This window comes from Streptomyces sp. NPDC001194 (assembly GCF_042896985.1).
Lineage (GTDB): Bacteria > Actinomycetota > Actinomycetes > Streptomycetales > Streptomycetaceae > Streptomyces.
The window spans coordinates 121,541-135,549 of the sequence record NZ_JBIAXU010000012.1 but is presented as its reverse complement, the minus strand read 5'-3'; the positions used below and the strand labels follow the sequence as shown (position 1 = coordinate 135,549).

The following is a 14,009-nucleotide window of genomic DNA, read 5'->3' as shown; positions in this document are numbered from 1 at the left end:
CCGCCCCCGCGTGGTGATGGGCCACGGAGGCGGCGGAGCGCTCTCCGCCGAGCTCGTCCAGCACGTCTTCGCACCCGCCTTCGGCGGCGAGGTGCTCGCCCGGCTCGGCGACTCGGCAGCGGTCACCCTGGGCGGGGCGCGCCTCGCCTTCTCGACCGACTCGTACGTGGTGCGGCCGCTGTTCTTCCCCGGCGGCAGCATCGGGGACCTCGCGGTCAACGGCACGGTCAACGACCTGGCCATGAGCGGGGCCCGGGCGGCCTACCTCTCCTGCGGGTTCATCCTCGAGGAGGGCGTCGAGCTCTCCGTGGTGGCCAGGGTCTCCGAGGACCTCGGCGCGGCCGCGAGGGCCGCGGGTGTCGAGGTGGCCACCGGGGACACCAAGGTGGTCGAGTCCGGCCACGGCGACGGCATCTACCTCAACACCGCCGGCATCGGGCTCATCCCCGACGGGGTGGACCTGCGCCCGGAGCGCGTCGTGCCGGGTGACGTGGTCATCGTCAGCGGGGAGATCGGCCTGCACGGCGTGGCCGTCATGAGCGTCCGAGAGGGCCTCGAATTCGGGGTGGACGTCGAGAGCGACTGCGCGCCGCTGGGCGGGCTCGTCCAGGCCATGCTTGCGGTCACCCCCGACCTGCACGTCCTGCGCGACCCCACGCGCGGCGGGCTGGCGGCCGCCCTCAACGAGATCGCGGCGGCCTCGGGTGCCGGGGTCGTCATCCACGAGGGCCGGGTGCCGGTCCCGCAGGCCGTCGGCAACGCCTGCGCGATCCTCGGCCTCGACCCCTTCTACGTGGCCAACGAGGGCAAGCTGGTCGCGTTCGTACCGCGAGAGCACGCCGACGCCGTCCTCGACGCGATGCGCGCGCACCCGCTGGGCCGGCACGCGACCGTGATCGGCGAGGCGGTCGAAGCCCATCCCGGCCTGGTGGTGGCCCGCACGGGCCTCGGCGGGACCCGCGTCGTCGACCTGCCGATCGGGGAGCAGCTGCCCCGCATCTGCTGAGGCCGGGCCCCGGCCGCGTGCCGTCGTGAGCGGGCCGCCGTCCCGCCCGCGGCGGCGCGCGCCGGGGCTCCGGAGCTCTCAGGGCAGTTCGGGGATGAACGGGAAGTAGTCCTCCGCGGTCGCCGAGGGCAGAACCGCGTAGCTCGCCTCGGGGAGTTCGTTCCACACGCCCGGGAGGTCGCCGAGGGGTTCGGAGACGACCAGCCGCGTCGCGTCCGAGACCTCCCGCAGGAACGGCAGCTCCGGGTGCAGGTGCCGGACCGTTTCGGCCTTGCTGCTGTAGAAGAGCGAACGCGACTTGCCCGCGCTGGAGTAGCGGAAGGCCCAGACCCGCTCGCCGTCGCTGACCGCGACCGTCATCTGCATCGGGTCGGGGACGCCGTGCTCCTTGCCGAGGCGCTCCACCAGGCCCGCCATCCGGGCGACCGCGCCCGGGGGGTCCTGGTCGAGGCCGTAGGTGACGGCCAGGTAGAACATCACCTCGGAGTCGGTCGAGCCTTCGATGCAGGGGAACAGGGCGGGGTCCACGGCCATGCACAGATCGCGCTGGAGGCGGTGGAAGTCCGTGATCGCGCCGTTGTGCATCCACATCCACCGGCCGTGCCGGAACGGATGGCAGTTCGTCTGCTGGATGGCCGAACCGGTGGAGGCGCGGACATGGGCGAAGAACAGCGTCGAGCGGACGTGGGCGGCCAGTTCCCGCAGGTTGCGGTTGTTCCAGGCCGGTCCGATGTCCCGGAAGATCGCCGGAGTGCCGCCGCCGTCGGCGCTGTACCAGCCGATGCCGAAACCGTCGCCGTTCGTCGACTCGACGCCCATCTTGGCGTGGAGGCTCTGATCGATCAGAGAGTGTTCCGGCTGGTAGAGCACCGCGTCGAGCAGCATCGGCGAACCGGAGTAGGCGAGCCAGCGACACATCCGCATCATCCCTCTCCTGCGCCTCGTACGAGCCTATCGCGGCCGAGCTTCCCGTGCCTCGCATCTTGACGCGCACACCCTTCGTGTGCTTGGGCCATCCGGTTCCGTGGGTGCCGAATTCGGCCAGGGCGGCGCGGGCCGGAGGGGTTGGCCGTTTCGCGTCCTTCCCACCGCGGATTCCCTGTGGTGACATGTGCATGCCCAAATTCGAAACCGATTTCCGGTGACCGGAGAATGGAGAAACAAAGATGTTGCTCCGCAGATTCACCGTCGGCGCGGCGGTCGCGGCGTTGTGCGCCCTGGCCGTTCCCGCACAGGCCGACACCCCGTCCACACCGCCCGGCAGAATCACCGTCGACGTGGTCGGCGTCAACGGTTCGGGGTGCCCGCAGGGGACCGCGGGGGTCACCACCGCCTCCGACAACACCTCGTTCAGCGTCACGTACAGCAACTACCTGGCCCAGGCGGGCGCCGGCTCGGGCGGCACCGAGTTCCGCAAGAACTGCCAGCTCGCCCTCCAGGTCCACGTACCGCAGGGGTTCACGTACGCCATCGCCCGCGCCGACTACCGCGGCTTCGCGCACCTCCAGCGCGGGGCCTACGGCCAGCAGCGCGCGAACTACTACTTCCAGGGCATGCCGCAGACGGCCCGCACGAACCACCAGTTCGGCGGCCCGTACTCCGACAACTGGCAGGCGAGCGACCAGACCGACTACCAGGACCTGGTCTTCGCGCCCTGTGGCGAGGAGCGCAACCTGAACGTCAACAGCGAACTGCGGGTCTACGCGGGGACCTCGAACCCGCAGGCCCTGAGCTTCATGAGCATGGACTCGACGGACGGCAGCGTGAGCACGGTCTACCACTTCGAGTGGAAGGAATGTCCGGCGGCGGCCTGACGCGGCGTGAGCGCAGGCAAACCGATCGATGATCAGGAGTGACAACGATGTCTCATTCCCTGTCTCGTACCCTGCTCACCGGTGGCGCGGCCGCCGTGCTGATCGCCACGGCGGCGACCTCCGCCGGGGCGGCCGGCCACACCCCGCAGATCACCGCTCCGCCCGACAAGATCGTGATCGAACTGGCCACCGTGAACGGCTCCGGCTGCCGCGAGGGCACCGCCGAGGTGGCCGTCGCACCCGACAACACCGCCTTCACCGTCACCTACAGTGACTACCTGGCGCAGGTGGGGCCCGGGGCGCCGCCCACGGCATTCCGGAAGAACTGCCAGCTCAATCTCCGGGTCCACGTTCCCTCGGGATTCACCTATGCGATCGTCCAGGCGGATTACCGCGGATTCGCATTCCTCCAGCCCGGTGCGTGGGGTCAGGAACGGGCGAACTACTACTTCCAGGGAATGCCCCAGACGACCCAGCGCACGCATCAGTTCAACGGGCCGCACAACGACAACTGGCAGGCGAGCGACAAGACCGAATATGCCGATCTGGTCTGGGCCCCGTGCGGGGAGAAACGCAACTTCAACATCAATACGGAACTGCGGGTGAATGCGGGCACGTCCAATCCGCAGACCGCGACGAGTTTCATGGCCATGGACTCCACGGACGCGAGCGTGAGCACCCTCTACCACCTCGCCTGGCAGGTCTGCCCCGGGCCGAAGTAGCCCGCCCCGCCACCGACCGACGCCCAGCGCCGTACCCGGCGGATCCGCCGGGTACGGCGCTCGGCCGCGCCGCGCCGCTCAGGTCAGCGGGCGCAGCCGGGACGCGGTGTGGCGGGACACCGCCGGGAGGGCGGCGGCCGGGACGGGGGCATCGGAGGCGAGGGCGCTGCCCGCCTGCCAGGCCCGCCAGTCCAGGTTCCAGTCTCCGAAGCCGTTCTCGAACGGAGCCATCGGCTCGCCCTCGCTGTTGACCACCTGCACGATGTCCCCCTCCCGCACCGTCTGGAAGAACCAGGCGGCTTCCGCCGTGCTCATGCCCGTACAGCCGTGGCTCACGTTCTCCTCGCCCTGCGAGGCGACCGACCAGGGGGCGGCGTGCACGTACTCGCCGCTCCACGTCACCCGCGTCGCGTAGAAGACCGGCAGGTCGTAGAACTCGCTCGTACCGCGCTTGATGCCGACGGAGTCCCCGCGCATCCGCACCTGGTACTCCTTGCGCAGCACGACCTTGATGCCGCTGCGGGTCCGGAACCCGGCCTTGCCGGTGGTGACCGGGATCGTCCGGATGACCTTGCCGTTGCGCCGTACGGTCATCTCGTGCGCCTCGGCGTCGGTGACCGCCTCGATCCGGTCCCCGATGGTGAATCCGGTGGAGTCCGAGGGGCCGCCGTAGTCGTGGTCGCCGACCTCGACCCCGTCGAGACCGCTCGTCACGTGCACCTCGGCGTGCGCCGGCCAGTACGTCCGCGGCCGGTAGTGCAGCGTCGACTCGTCCACCCAGTGCCAGCCGCCCTCGACGGCCGGCTCCGAGGTGACCTGGAGCGCCCGCTCCACGCGGGCCCGGGCGGTCCGGTCGGCGGCGGGAACCGGCCGGCTCAGGGCGGCCGTCACGATCTGCCCCGCGCCGTACGTGCCCGGCCGCGGCCCGAACTCCACGGTGAGCCGGCCCTCGTCCGGCGGAGGCGAGGTCCGGAAGGCCATGGTGACGCCCACCGGTGTTCCCGCCGCGTCCTGGGCGCCGACCTGCACGGTGTAGACCTCGCCGGCCCGCAGCGGCTCGGTGTTGGTCCAGTGGCGGCTCCTGGGGGCGAGTTCGCCGCCCACGTAGCGGCCGTGCCCGTCGTGGACGGTGACATCGGTGAGCCGGCCCGCCTCGGCGAGCGCGATCTCGAGCGGACCGCCGGAGTTGGTGGGGAGGACGACCGTACGGGCCGCCCCGGCGGCCTCGCGCGACGCGGGCCCCCGCAGGACCGACCCGGCTCCCCGGGAGGTGGCCCGCACCCGCTGCTGCCGCCAGCCGGTGCACAGGCCGTCCCGGAAGGCCTCCAGCGCGCACCGGGCGGCGATGCCGCCGTCGCCCACGTCCAGGGCCCGGCCCACGAGGAGGGTCACCGCGGCGTCGGGGCCGCCGGCCGGCCGGCCCGCGGCCTCCTGTCCGGGCGCCCGGCCCGGGGCCGCCGCGACGACGAGGGCGGCGCCGGTGACGGCGGCCACCACGCTCCACGTCACGCTCCCCGGCGCCCCCAGGGCCCGTCGTACCCGTTGTTCCTTTTGTGCCCGGTGCGTCGATGACATCGCCACGCAGCCTTCCCAGCTCGCCCACGGCCCGTTGGGAGCATCAAAACGATTGCGCGGCTAAATGATGATCATGCGCTCGGGCGGTGCGACCGAACGGGCACGCAAGAGAACTCGGACGGAGCAACGGAAGCGGCCGGGCGGGCACTTGCGGGTGCCGCCCGGTGCGGGTTCCGGGGCGCGTTCAGGGCAGGGAGCGGACCCGGACCACGCGGGCCGGGTCCTGGCCGCCGCCCGAGGCGAGGATGCGGACCTCTTCCTGGTCGCTGATCTCCGCACGGACGATGCCGGTCGCGTCCGCGTAGACCGGGTGGCCGCCGGGCCCGGCCTGGCCGGTCGCCGTCACCACGACGACGTCCTCGCTCTCGTCCGGTCCCTCGGAAAACACCAGCTCGTAGCGCTCGGAACTCATCCGCGCCCTCCTCTGCCGGACGAAAGGGGCCTTTCCCACCTCCCATGATGCGCGCAGCGGTCGGTGCGCGCCGCCCGCGCGCCCCGGCCCGGGAACGGCCCGGCCCCGGCGGGGCCTACGCGCGGACGACGGCGTACCGGCCGCGCACCGAGGTGGCGTCCGGCAGCGTCCACGCCGCCGTGACGTGCCCCAGCGGCTGCTCGGCGGTGTCCTCCCCTGCCGGTGCGGGCCGCAGGATCCGCCGGACGCGGAGGTTCTGCTTCCCGGCCGGGGTCTGCACGAGCACGTCGGTCGTCTCCGGTCCGGCGGACACGCCGAGGACCGTCGCCGGGCCCGGCTCGCCGGTCCCCCCGTACCAGCCCGTGACGGACGGGTCGGGCGTATTGCTCTCGCGCTGCGCCTGCGGCTCCGCCTCGCCGCGCACGAGCGCGTACAACCGCTCGACCAGGACGGGGTCGTGGGCCCCGTCGTAGATCCAGCGGCGCCCCAGCACGCCGTGCTCGGAGGTGCCGACGAGGGCGTGTTCCGCCCCGTCCAGCGGCGCGCCGCGATAGGTGAGGGGCACGTGGTAGGTGACCGGCCGGTCTCCCGCATCGTCACGTACGGCCATGAACTCGATCCCCACCTCGCCCTGCGGGTCGTCGAGCCGGAAGCCTCCGGCCCTGGCCGGCTGCGGGGCGCGCCCCGCGCCGGGGTCCAGGTACCAGGGCTGGGTGGGAAGCCAGGAAGCGAGCAGCTCCAGCTTGTCCGGGGTCATCGTGGTCTGGTGGACGACGGCCATGGTGCGGCACCTCTCTCGGTCGACTGGTGATCATCTTGCCACCGGCGTCCCGCCGCCCCCGGGTTGCGTCCGTCTTACGAGCCGCCGACGTCCGCGCCAAGGGCTGTCCACGGCCGGTGAACAGGTGTGAAACAGAAGGCAGTTGGCGTTGACGGCGGCTGCTCTACGCGCGTCATCATGGGCCGCATGAGAATCCCCCCACGCTTCGTGACCCTCGTCGGCGCCGCGGCGGTCGCCGGCGCCCTCCTCACCGGACCGGCCGCTTCGGCGGCTCCGGTTCCCGCCTCCGCCCCCGTCTCCGTCTCCGCCGTGGCCTCGGTCGGCCGCATCTGCTACTCGGCGCTGCCGTCGCAGGCGCACGACACCCTCGATCTCATCGACCAGGGCGGCCCGTTCCCCTATTCCCAGGACGGCGTCGTCTTCCAGAACCGCGAGCGGCTGCTGCCGATCCACGGCAGCGGCTACTACCACGAGTACACCGTCATCACCCCGGGCTCGCCGACGCGCGGGGCGCGCCGGATCATCACCGGACAGCAGTGGGAGGAGGACTACTACACCTCCGACCACTACGCCTCGTTCCGCAAGGTCGACTTCGGCTGCTGATCCGCCCGTCCGCACACCGTCCGGCGGCTCCCGGTCCGTGCGAGGCCACGGGCCGGGGGTTCCGCCCGGACGGGTGGGACGGTACAACTTCCCCTGGGATCAAGGGGGATGTTGATGGGTGAAGGCCGAAAGGGCCGGACCGGCGCGATCGGGGCCTGGCTGTTCGGCGCCGCGGGTCCCGTCGAGCCGAGGACGCCGGCCGAGGCCCTCGGCCTCGCCGAGGAGGCCCCCGGCCTCCAGCGTCTGAGGGAGGCGGATCCGCTGCAGCTGGAGCGGGTCGAACGACTCCACGCGGCCGCGCAGCGCGCCTTCGAGCGGCGTACGGGTGAGGCCGTGTGCCGCGCCCTGGAGGCGGCCGTGCGGGCGGGCATCCGCGAGACCTCGCCAGGCCCCGCCGGGCGTCCGCCCGGAGCGGGATCCGGAACGGCAGCGGCGCCGGGAGCCGGAACCGGGCGTCTGCGGGCCGAGGCCGACGGAGCCGCCCGGCGGCTCGCGGCCGACGCGGCGCTCGCGGGCGGGCGCGGACTCAACACGGGCCTCGCCTTCGGCATCGTCCTCAGCCCCGTGGTGCTCGTACTGGCCCTGCTCGCCGGCCGGTTCCTGCCGCCGCTGTTCCACGCGGCCATCGGCTGCCCCGAAGAGCTGATCCTGATGGACTCCCTGGTCTGCTTCGCGGGCGGGGCGATGGGCGCGGTCTTCAGCGTGATCATCCGGCTGCGCGACGCCTACCAGCTGATCCGGCCGGATCCCGGCAGCACGGAGCCCGCCGACATCCCCGCGGATCCGGTGCAGCTCGCCCGGATGATGCGTCAGGAGGGCTGGTACCGGGTCGTGGTCGGCTGGTTCCTGGCCAGCTCGCTCTTCCTGCTCATCAACGGCGGCATCCTGACCCTGCTCACCCCGCCGGCCGCCCCCGAGGACATGTGCGGGCCGGTCCCGCTCTCCGCGGCCGGCCACCAGGCCCTGATCAAGGCCTGGTTCTTCTGGGGCGGCGTCGGCTTCCTCGCCGGCCTGAACGAGCGCTGGGCGTACGGTCTGGTGCGCCGCGGGGGCGAGCCCCGGCCGGCCGATCCGCCCGCCGCCTGACCGGGATCCGGGTCCGGGTCACGCGGCGGCCGGGCGGCGGGCGGTACCCGTCACTCGAACCGTGTGACGTCGCCCGCCCCGCGCCGGACGATCTCGGCCTCGCCGCCGGAGAAGTCGATGACGGTGGTCGGCTCCGTCCCGCACTCGCCCGAGTCGACCACGATGTCCACCAGGTAGTCGAGCCGCTCCTTGATCTCCCAGCCCTGCGTCAGCGGCTCCGGCTCGTCGGGCAGGAGCAGGGTGCTGGACAGCAGCGGCTCGCCCAGCTCGGCGAGCAGGGCCTGCGTCACCGCGTGGTCGGGGATGCGCACGCCGACCGTCTTCTTCTTGGGGTGCAGCAGCTGGCGCGGCACTTCCTTCGTGGCGGGGAGGATGAAGGTGTAACTGCCGGGCGTGGAGGCCTTGATCGCGCGGAACACGTCGTTGTCGATCTGCACGAGCTGGCCCAGCTGGGCGAAGTCCTGGCACACCAGGGTGAAGTGGTGGCGGTCGTCGAGGTTGCGGATGGACCGGATCCGGGCGAGGCCGTCACGGTTGCCGAGCTGGCAGCCCAGCGCGTAGCAGGAGTCCGTCGGGTACGCGACGAGCGCGCCGGAGCGGATGCTGTCAGCGACACTGCCGATGGTGCGCTGCTGGGGGTTCTCGGGGTGCACGTCGAAGTACTTGGCCATTGGCCGAGCCTACGCGATCGGGCCACCCCCGGCTCGCCGGGCACCTGACGACCAGCCCTGCCGCCTGAGGCGTTCGAAGCCGTCGAGGAGCAGGTCCAGCGCGAACTCGAACTCGAACTGGTCGTCACAGCCGCCGCCCACGACGGAGTCCCCGTCGTGGACCGCGGCCATCGCCAGTTCCGCGACGTGGGGGTAGGCCGCGGCGGCCTCCGCGGGCATCGCCTGCGGCCCCGCGGGATCCGGCTCCGGAGCGGCGTCGAACACCTCCTGGGTGAAGCCGAGGACCCGGCCCCCGAGCGCGTGCATCGCGTGGTGGGTGAGGTCGACGGAGAGGCCCCCGGCGCGGAACATGCCGATCACCGAGTCCAGGTACGCGAGCACCGCCGGGGTCGGCCCGCTGCGCGAACGGATCACCTGGGCCGCCCAGGGGTGTCCGAGCAGGGCCGCGCGCGCCGACAGGATCCGGCGGCGGACCGCGCCCTGCCAGTCGGATCCGCGGGCCGGGGGATCGATCTCGCCCACGACGGCCTCCACCATGCCGTCCAGGAGCTGTTCCTTGTTGGCCACGTGCTTGTAGAGCGCCATCGGCACGACGCCCAGCTCCTGGGCGAGCCGGCGCATGCTCAGCGCGTCGATCCCGATGCCGTCGGCCAGCTCCACGGCGGCGCGCAGCACCCGGTCCCTGCTCAGCGGCGCCCTGGGCGCAGCCTCCGGTCGGGGGGTCATCTCGGTCGGCTCCCTCGTCGTGGGTTTCGCGGCTTGACGAGTGTACGGCGTACACCTACCGTATGGCCCAGGTGTACGCCGTACACCTCTCAAGAGGGAGTGGTTCCGCATGGGTTCGACCCGAAAGACCGCGGTCGTCACAGGGGTGTTGTTCCTCGTCACCGAGGTCGCCGCGATCGGCGGACTCGTGCTGTACGGCCCCGTACTGCACGACGCCGGCTACGTCCTGGGCCCCGGCGCCGACACCCGGGTGTTCCTCGGGGCACTGTGCGAGCTCGTCCTCGCGCTGGCCGTCATCGGCACCGGCGTCGCCCTGTACCCGGTGGTGAAGAGGCAGAACGAGGGCGCCGCGCTCGGCTACGTCTGCGGGCGGCTGCTGGAAGCCGCCGTCATCGTCGTGGGCATCATCAGCGTGCTGTCGGTGGTGACGCTGCGCCGGGAATCCGCGGGAGCGCCGGGCGGCGACGCCGCCTCGCTCGTCACGGCCGCCGACGCCCTCGTGGCCATCCACGACCGGACGTTCCTCCTCGGGCCCAACTTCGTCCTCGGCGCGAACACCCTCGTGCTGGCCTGCCTGATGTACCGCTCACGGCTCGTCCCGCGGCCCCTCGCCGCGCTCGGGCTCGTCGGCGGCGCGCTGATCTGCGCCTCGGCGACCGCCGTCCTGTTCGGCCTGTACGAGCAGGTCTCGGACGCCGGAACGCTCGCCGCGCTCCCGGTGTTCGCCTGGGAGGTGGGTCTGGCGATCCGGCTGCTCGCCAAGGGGTTCACGGGAGCCGGTGAGACGGCGGCCGGTGAGGCGGCGGCCGAGGGAACGGTCGCCGGGGGAACGGTGGCCGAGGCGGCGGCCGGGGGATCCGGGAAGCCCGCTCAGCTCCCGAACACCTGCGAGAAGTGGGCCGCCAGCCCCGAGACGGTCGGCGGGCACAGCCTGGCGCCGAGGTAGCCGTCCGGCCGGACCACGAAGGCCGCCGGTTCCCGCACCCCGTACGTCCGGGCGAACTCGCCCCGGCCGTCCCGGTACACGGGCAGCCCCGAACCCCGGTCGGCCGCCGCCCCGGGCTCGGCCTCGGCGAGGATCGCGCACACCCCGACCCGGCCCGTCGCGGAGCCCCGTACCGCGGAGGTGAGCTCGGCGAGGCCGTCCAGCGCCGGGCCGGGCCCGTACAGCAGCAGCATGTGCTCGCGGCCGCGCAGCAGGTCGTACAGCCGCATCGGATACGCCGCGATGTGCCCGGAGAGCCCGCCGCAGTCGGGCGCCCGGTCCCCGGGCAGCGGCCCGGGCCCGTCGGAGTCCTCGGGCCCCGCCGCCCGTACGAGGGGGCTGCCGCGGTAGCCGACCAGCAGCTGGGCCTGGCGCATCATCAGCGTGTCCGCGTCCTCCGGATCGGCCTGGACGCCCTCGGCGGCCTGTCGGACCGTACGGCCCACGACCTCCTCGCCCACCGGCCGGCGCTCGGCGTCGTAGCTCGCGAGCAGCCCGGGAGCCCCGGCGCCCCGCACGGCCAGCGCCAGCTTCCAGGCCAGGTTCCAGGCGTCCTGGATCCCGGTGTTCATGCCCTGCGCCCCGGTCGGCGGGTGGATGTGCGCCGCGTCCCCGGCCACGAAGACGCGCCCCTCCCCGTACCGGTCCACCAGCCGGTGGCTGATCCGGAACACCGAGGACCAGCGCATGGCCGACGCCGTCGTGGGCTGCGGGGCAAGGCGGTCCAGCACCGCCTGGACGTGCCCGAGTTCGGGTGCCCGGCCGCCCTCCAGGCCGTGCAGGACGGTGTCACCGCCCGGCGGGGGAGCGGCGGAGAGCTCGGGCGGCACCATCATCGACACCCGGTAGCGGCGGTCGCCCGGCAAAGGGATGCACACCAGCACGTCGTCGACGGCGCCCCGGGCGTCGTGGTGCATCGCCCGCACCCCGTACGCGTACGGCAGGTCCCAGTCGACCTCCACGTCGGCGAGCATGTACTCCTCGGGGAAGGCGCCTCCCCCGAAGGCCAGGCCGAGCCCCTTGCGGACGATGCTGTGCGCGCCGTCGCAGCCCACCAGGAACCGGGTGCGGACTTCCTCCTCCCCGGCGGGAGTCGTGAGCCGGCTGGTCACCCCCTCGGCGTCCTGGACGAAGGACACCAGCTCGGTGCCCCGCTCGATGCGCGTCCCGAACCCCTCCAGGAACTCCTCGATGATCCGCTCGGTCTCGTACTGCGGCAGCGCGGCGAAGCGGTACGGCACCTCGGGCGGCAGCACCAGGTCCAGCCGGGGCTGCTCCACGCCGTTCACGTACGTCAGCTGGCCGCGCATCGGGACGGCCGCCTCCAGCGCGGCCCGGACGAAGCCCATGTGGTCCCAGATCTCCAGGGTCCGCGGCTGGATCCCCACGGCCTTGGCGTACGGCAGCCGCGCCGGGAGCCGGTCGACGATCCGGCAGGAGATCCCGCGCCGCCGCAGCTCGGCGGCGGCCGTCAGACCGACCGGGCCGGCACCCGCCACCAGGACGTCCGCGGCCGCTCCATCGCTGTGCACCATCGGCGCCTCCCGGGCGGGCTCCCCGTGGGTACGGACCTCCCCCCCCATGGTGGCCCGGACGCCCGCTCCCGGCGATCGGGCCGGTGAAGGGGGCGCGAGGGCCGCGAGGGCCGGGGGCACCGGCCGGCCGGCGGGCCGGTCGGTACCCCCGGCGGACCTCAGTCGCCGATGTCGCGGCGGCGGAAGTCGTCCAGGGTCTCGCGGCGCACGAGGAGCCGGGCCGCGCCGTGGTCCACGGCGACGACCGGGGGGCGGCCGACCATGTTGTAGCCGGAGGCCATGGACAGCTGGTAGGCGCCCGCCACCGGCACGGCCAGGAGGTCTCCGGGATGGACGTCGCCGGGGAGTTCGACGTCGGCGGCGAGGACGTCCCCGGCCTCGCAGTGCCGGCCGACGACCGTGGCCGTACAGGACCCGGCGGTGGAATGGCGGCCGATCAGGCGGGGCGCGTACCGCACCCCGTACAGCGCGGGCCGGGGGTTGTCGCTCATCCCGCCGTCCACGGCCACGAACACCCGCTCTCCGGTGCGCTTCACGGCGAGCACCCGGTACAGGGCCACGCCCGCCGGACCGGCGATCGCCCGGCCCGGCTCGATGGCGAGCCGGGGCACGGGCAGCCCCGCCCCGGCGCAGCTCTCCACGAGCTCGGCGCGCAGCCGGCCGGCCAGGGCCGTGAGGTCGAGCGCGGGTTCGCCCGGGCAGTACGCGATGCCGTGGCCGCCGCCCATGTCGAGCTCGGGGAGCGTGACGCCGTGCGCGTCGCGGATACGGGCCATCAGGCCGACCACGCGGCGCACCGCCGTCAGGTACGGCTTCACGTCCGTGATCTGGGAGCCGATGTGGCAGTGCAGGCCCACGAGTTCGAGCTGCGGCTGGCCGAGCAGACGGGTGACGGCGTGCTGCGCGGAGCCGTCCGTGAGGGACAGTCCGAACTTCTGGCCGTCGGTACCGGTACGGATCTTCTCGTGGCCGCCGGCCGAGATGCCGGGGACGACGCGGACCAGGACCTTCTGGTGTCCGCCCGGGCCGACGGCCGCGGCGAGGCGGGCGATCTCGGACGGGCTGTCGATGACGATCCGGCCCACGCCGAGCCGCAGGGCGGTCTCGATGTCGCGGGGCGACTTGGCGTTCCCGTGCAGGAGGATCCGCTCCGGCGGGAATCCGGCGGTGACGGCGAGTTCGAGTTCGCCCGCCGAGCAGACGTCGAGCCCGAGGCCCTCCTCGGCGACCCAGTGGACCATGGCACGGGAGAGGAACGCCTTGGCGGCGTAGAGCACTTCGGCGTCGGGGAAGGCGTCGCGGTAGGTGCGGCAGCGCGCTCGTACCTCGCCCTCGTCCAGCACGTACGCCGGGGTGTCGAAGCGGTCGGCGATCTCGGTCAGCGGGACCCCGCCGACGGCGAGGCCCCCGTGCGGCAGCCGGGTGGTCGAGGCGGGCCAGACGGACAGCTCGTCCGCGGAGTCCGCGGCGATCTCGGACAGGGTGACGGTGGTCATGGGACTCCTCCCCTCAGGCGGCCTGGGCCGGGAGCCGGCCCGGTCGGTACGGAGCCGCCGCGGCGGCAGGAGGGGCCGGAGCCGCCGCCGGAGCCGACAGCGTCGGGTCGACGGTGATCAGATCCGCGCCGAGCGGCGCGCACAGCTCCCGCAGCACGGACTCCGACAGGCGGATGCAGGGCTGGCCCTCACCGAGGGTGGCGGCCAGCAGGTCCGTGCGCGTGAAGCCGACGGCCGTACGGGCGCCCAGCGGAGTGCGGAACAGGCGGATCACCGTCTCCGCGCCCCTTCCCGGCCGGACGGGCACGTACAGGAGTCCGGCCGGGACCCGTTCCTCGGGCTCGGGATCGTCTTCGTACCGGAACAGACACATGGGGCCCTCCCTGAGGAACCGCAAGAGGCGACTGGTGGCGCCCCGAATGCGGGGAGGCAGTGCGGGGCGCGACTGCGAAGCTATCCCCGTGCGCGGCCTTCCCGCGCCGGTCCCTGACGCCACCTTGACGGGAAACGGCCCACTCCATACACGCCGTTGACGCGCTTCCGGCTCCGGCATCAAGGGCCCGCCAGGATTCCGTCTCCGGCCGCCGCCGGCCCGCC

The 14,009-nt window shown here is 73.2% G+C and carries 15 protein-coding genes; 6 read left to right on the top strand and 9 right to left on the bottom strand.

Going from position 1 to position 14,009, the window contains the following annotated elements; all coding sequences use genetic code 11:
* Positions 1-16: 16 nt before the first annotated feature.
* The gene (hypE, locus tag ACFY1T_RS23315; protein ID WP_390789936.1) at positions 17-1,006 is read left to right on the top strand and encodes a hydrogenase expression/formation protein HypE; all 990 of its coding nucleotides are present in this window, start codon (positions 17-19) and stop codon (positions 1,004-1,006) included.
* A 78-nt stretch (positions 1,007-1,084) separates the two neighbouring features.
* On the opposite strand, the gene ACFY1T_RS23310 is transcribed toward hypE, so the two are convergent.
* Positions 1,085-1,924, bottom strand: a complete 840-nt coding sequence (locus tag ACFY1T_RS23310; RefSeq protein ID WP_030856660.1) for a class II glutamine amidotransferase — start codon at positions 1,922-1,924, stop codon at positions 1,085-1,087.
* A gap of 248 nt (positions 1,925-2,172) precedes the next feature.
* Here ACFY1T_RS23310 and ACFY1T_RS23305 point away from each other — a divergent pair, with 248 nt between their 5' ends.
* Both ACFY1T_RS23305 and ACFY1T_RS23300 read left to right on the top strand, forming a co-directional pair.
* Positions 2,173-2,820, top strand: coding sequence for a DUF4360 domain-containing protein (locus ACFY1T_RS23305; RefSeq protein ID WP_123516287.1), 648 nt, complete (start codon positions 2,173-2,175; stop codon positions 2,818-2,820).
* Positions 2,821-2,867: 47 nt separating this feature from the next.
* Positions 2,868-3,542: a DUF4360 domain-containing protein gene (locus ACFY1T_RS23300; protein ID WP_372481359.1), complete on the top strand. Its 675-nt coding sequence runs from the start codon at positions 2,868-2,870 to the stop codon at positions 3,540-3,542.
* 78 nt (positions 3,543-3,620) lie between these two features.
* Here the strand turns inward: ACFY1T_RS23300 and ACFY1T_RS23295 are convergent, their stop codons facing one another.
* The 3 genes from ACFY1T_RS23295 to ACFY1T_RS23285 all read right to left on the bottom strand — a co-directional run bounded on the left by ACFY1T_RS23295 (position 3,621) and on the right by ACFY1T_RS23285 (position 6,310).
* Complete coding sequence (locus ACFY1T_RS23295) at positions 3,621-4,823, bottom strand: Ig-like domain-containing protein (protein WP_390789935.1); 1,203 nt, start codon at positions 4,821-4,823, stop codon at positions 3,621-3,623.
* Between the two features lie 478 nt (positions 4,824-5,301).
* A complete protein-coding gene (locus ACFY1T_RS23290) occupies positions 5,302-5,529 on the bottom strand; it encodes a DUF6296 family protein (RefSeq protein ID WP_390789864.1) in 228 nt (75 codons plus the stop codon).
* 115 nt (positions 5,530-5,644) lie between these two features.
* Positions 5,645-6,310 carry a 1,4-alpha-glucan branching protein gene (locus ACFY1T_RS23285; RefSeq protein ID WP_390789863.1) on the bottom strand — a complete coding sequence of 222 codons (666 nt, stop codon included), beginning with the start codon at positions 6,308-6,310 and terminating at the stop codon, positions 5,645-5,647.
* 186 nt (positions 6,311-6,496) lie between these two features.
* Between ACFY1T_RS23285 and ACFY1T_RS23280 the strand changes: the two genes are divergently transcribed.
* Positions 6,497-6,913 (top strand): ribonuclease domain-containing protein, encoded by a 417-nt coding sequence (locus ACFY1T_RS23280; RefSeq protein ID WP_390789862.1) that lies wholly within the window; start codon positions 6,497-6,499, stop codon positions 6,911-6,913.
* A gap of 114 nt (positions 6,914-7,027) precedes the next feature.
* Positions 7,028-7,999 carry a hypothetical protein gene (locus ACFY1T_RS23275; protein WP_390789861.1) on the top strand — a complete coding sequence of 324 codons (972 nt, stop codon included), beginning with the start codon at positions 7,028-7,030 and terminating at the stop codon, positions 7,997-7,999.
* Between the two features lie 50 nt (positions 8,000-8,049).
* Here ACFY1T_RS23275 and ACFY1T_RS23270 read toward each other — a convergent pair whose 3' ends face one another.
* Positions 8,050-8,670, bottom strand: coding sequence for an L-threonylcarbamoyladenylate synthase (locus ACFY1T_RS23270; protein ID WP_390789860.1), 621 nt, complete (start codon positions 8,668-8,670; stop codon positions 8,050-8,052).
* Between the two features lie 9 nt (positions 8,671-8,679).
* Complete coding sequence (locus ACFY1T_RS23265; RefSeq protein ID WP_390789859.1) at positions 8,680-9,396, bottom strand: TetR/AcrR family transcriptional regulator C-terminal domain-containing protein; 717 nt, start codon at positions 9,394-9,396, stop codon at positions 8,680-8,682.
* 109 nt (positions 9,397-9,505) lie between these two features.
* Here ACFY1T_RS23265 and ACFY1T_RS23260 point away from each other — a divergent pair, with 109 nt between their 5' ends.
* A complete protein-coding gene (locus ACFY1T_RS23260) occupies positions 9,506-10,342 on the top strand; it encodes a DUF4386 domain-containing protein (RefSeq protein ID WP_390789858.1) in 837 nt (278 codons plus the stop codon).
* Here the strand turns inward: ACFY1T_RS23260 and ACFY1T_RS23255 are convergent.
* The 3 genes from ACFY1T_RS23255 to ACFY1T_RS23245 form a co-directional block, all read right to left on the bottom strand.
* Positions 10,267-11,916, bottom strand: coding sequence for an FAD-dependent monooxygenase (locus ACFY1T_RS23255; protein ID WP_390789857.1), 1,650 nt, complete (start codon positions 11,914-11,916; stop codon positions 10,267-10,269). The two genes, ACFY1T_RS23260 and ACFY1T_RS23255, sit on opposite strands and share 76 nt — an antisense overlap.
* A gap of 158 nt (positions 11,917-12,074) precedes the next feature.
* Positions 12,075-13,412 (bottom strand): diaminopimelate decarboxylase, encoded by a 1,338-nt coding sequence (gene lysA / locus ACFY1T_RS23250; RefSeq protein WP_390789856.1) that lies wholly within the window; start codon positions 13,410-13,412, stop codon positions 12,075-12,077.
* Positions 13,413-13,425: 13 nt separating this feature from the next.
* Positions 13,426-13,785, bottom strand: coding sequence for an SAV_915 family protein (locus ACFY1T_RS23245; protein WP_390789855.1), 360 nt, complete (start codon positions 13,783-13,785; stop codon positions 13,426-13,428).
* Positions 13,786-14,009 lie beyond the last annotated feature (224 nt).

What these genes read in the sequence shown, in the direction of transcription:
- ACFY1T_RS23305 (WP_123516287.1), top strand. Translation starts at nt 2,173, where the DNA reads ATGTTGCTCCGCAGATTCACCGTCGGCGCGGCGGTCGCGGCGTTGTGC.
- ACFY1T_RS23265 (WP_390789859.1), bottom strand. Translation starts at nt 9,396, where the DNA reads ATGACCCCCCGACCGGAGGCTGCGCCCAGGGCGCCGCTGAGCAGGGAC.
- ACFY1T_RS23255 (WP_390789857.1), bottom strand. Translation starts at nt 11,916, where the DNA reads ATGGTGCACAGCGATGGAGCGGCCGCGGACGTCCTGGTGGCGGGTGCC.
- ACFY1T_RS23275 (WP_390789861.1), top strand. Translation starts at nt 7,028, where the DNA reads ATGGGTGAAGGCCGAAAGGGCCGGACCGGCGCGATCGGGGCCTGGCTG.
- ACFY1T_RS23285 (WP_390789863.1), bottom strand. Translation starts at nt 6,310, where the DNA reads ATGGCCGTCGTCCACCAGACCACGATGACCCCGGACAAGCTGGAGCTG.
- ACFY1T_RS23270 (WP_390789860.1), bottom strand. Translation starts at nt 8,670, where the DNA reads ATGGCCAAGTACTTCGACGTGCACCCCGAGAACCCCCAGCAGCGCACC.
- ACFY1T_RS23280 (WP_390789862.1), top strand. Translation starts at nt 6,497, where the DNA reads ATGAGAATCCCCCCACGCTTCGTGACCCTCGTCGGCGCCGCGGCGGTC.
- ACFY1T_RS23310 (WP_030856660.1), bottom strand. Translation starts at nt 1,924, where the DNA reads ATGTGTCGCTGGCTCGCCTACTCCGGTTCGCCGATGCTGCTCGACGCG.
- lysA (WP_390789856.1), bottom strand. Translation starts at nt 13,412, where the DNA reads ATGACCACCGTCACCCTGTCCGAGATCGCCGCGGACTCCGCGGACGAG.
- ACFY1T_RS23300 (WP_372481359.1), top strand. Translation starts at nt 2,868, where the DNA reads ATGTCTCATTCCCTGTCTCGTACCCTGCTCACCGGTGGCGCGGCCGCC.
- ACFY1T_RS23260 (WP_390789858.1), top strand. Translation starts at nt 9,506, where the DNA reads ATGGGTTCGACCCGAAAGACCGCGGTCGTCACAGGGGTGTTGTTCCTC.
- ACFY1T_RS23245 (WP_390789855.1), bottom strand. Translation starts at nt 13,785, where the DNA reads ATGTGTCTGTTCCGGTACGAAGACGATCCCGAGCCCGAGGAACGGGTC.
- hypE (WP_390789936.1), top strand. Translation starts at nt 17, where the DNA reads ATGGGCCACGGAGGCGGCGGAGCGCTCTCCGCCGAGCTCGTCCAGCAC.
- ACFY1T_RS23290 (WP_390789864.1), bottom strand. Translation starts at nt 5,529, where the DNA reads ATGAGTTCCGAGCGCTACGAGCTGGTGTTTTCCGAGGGACCGGACGAG.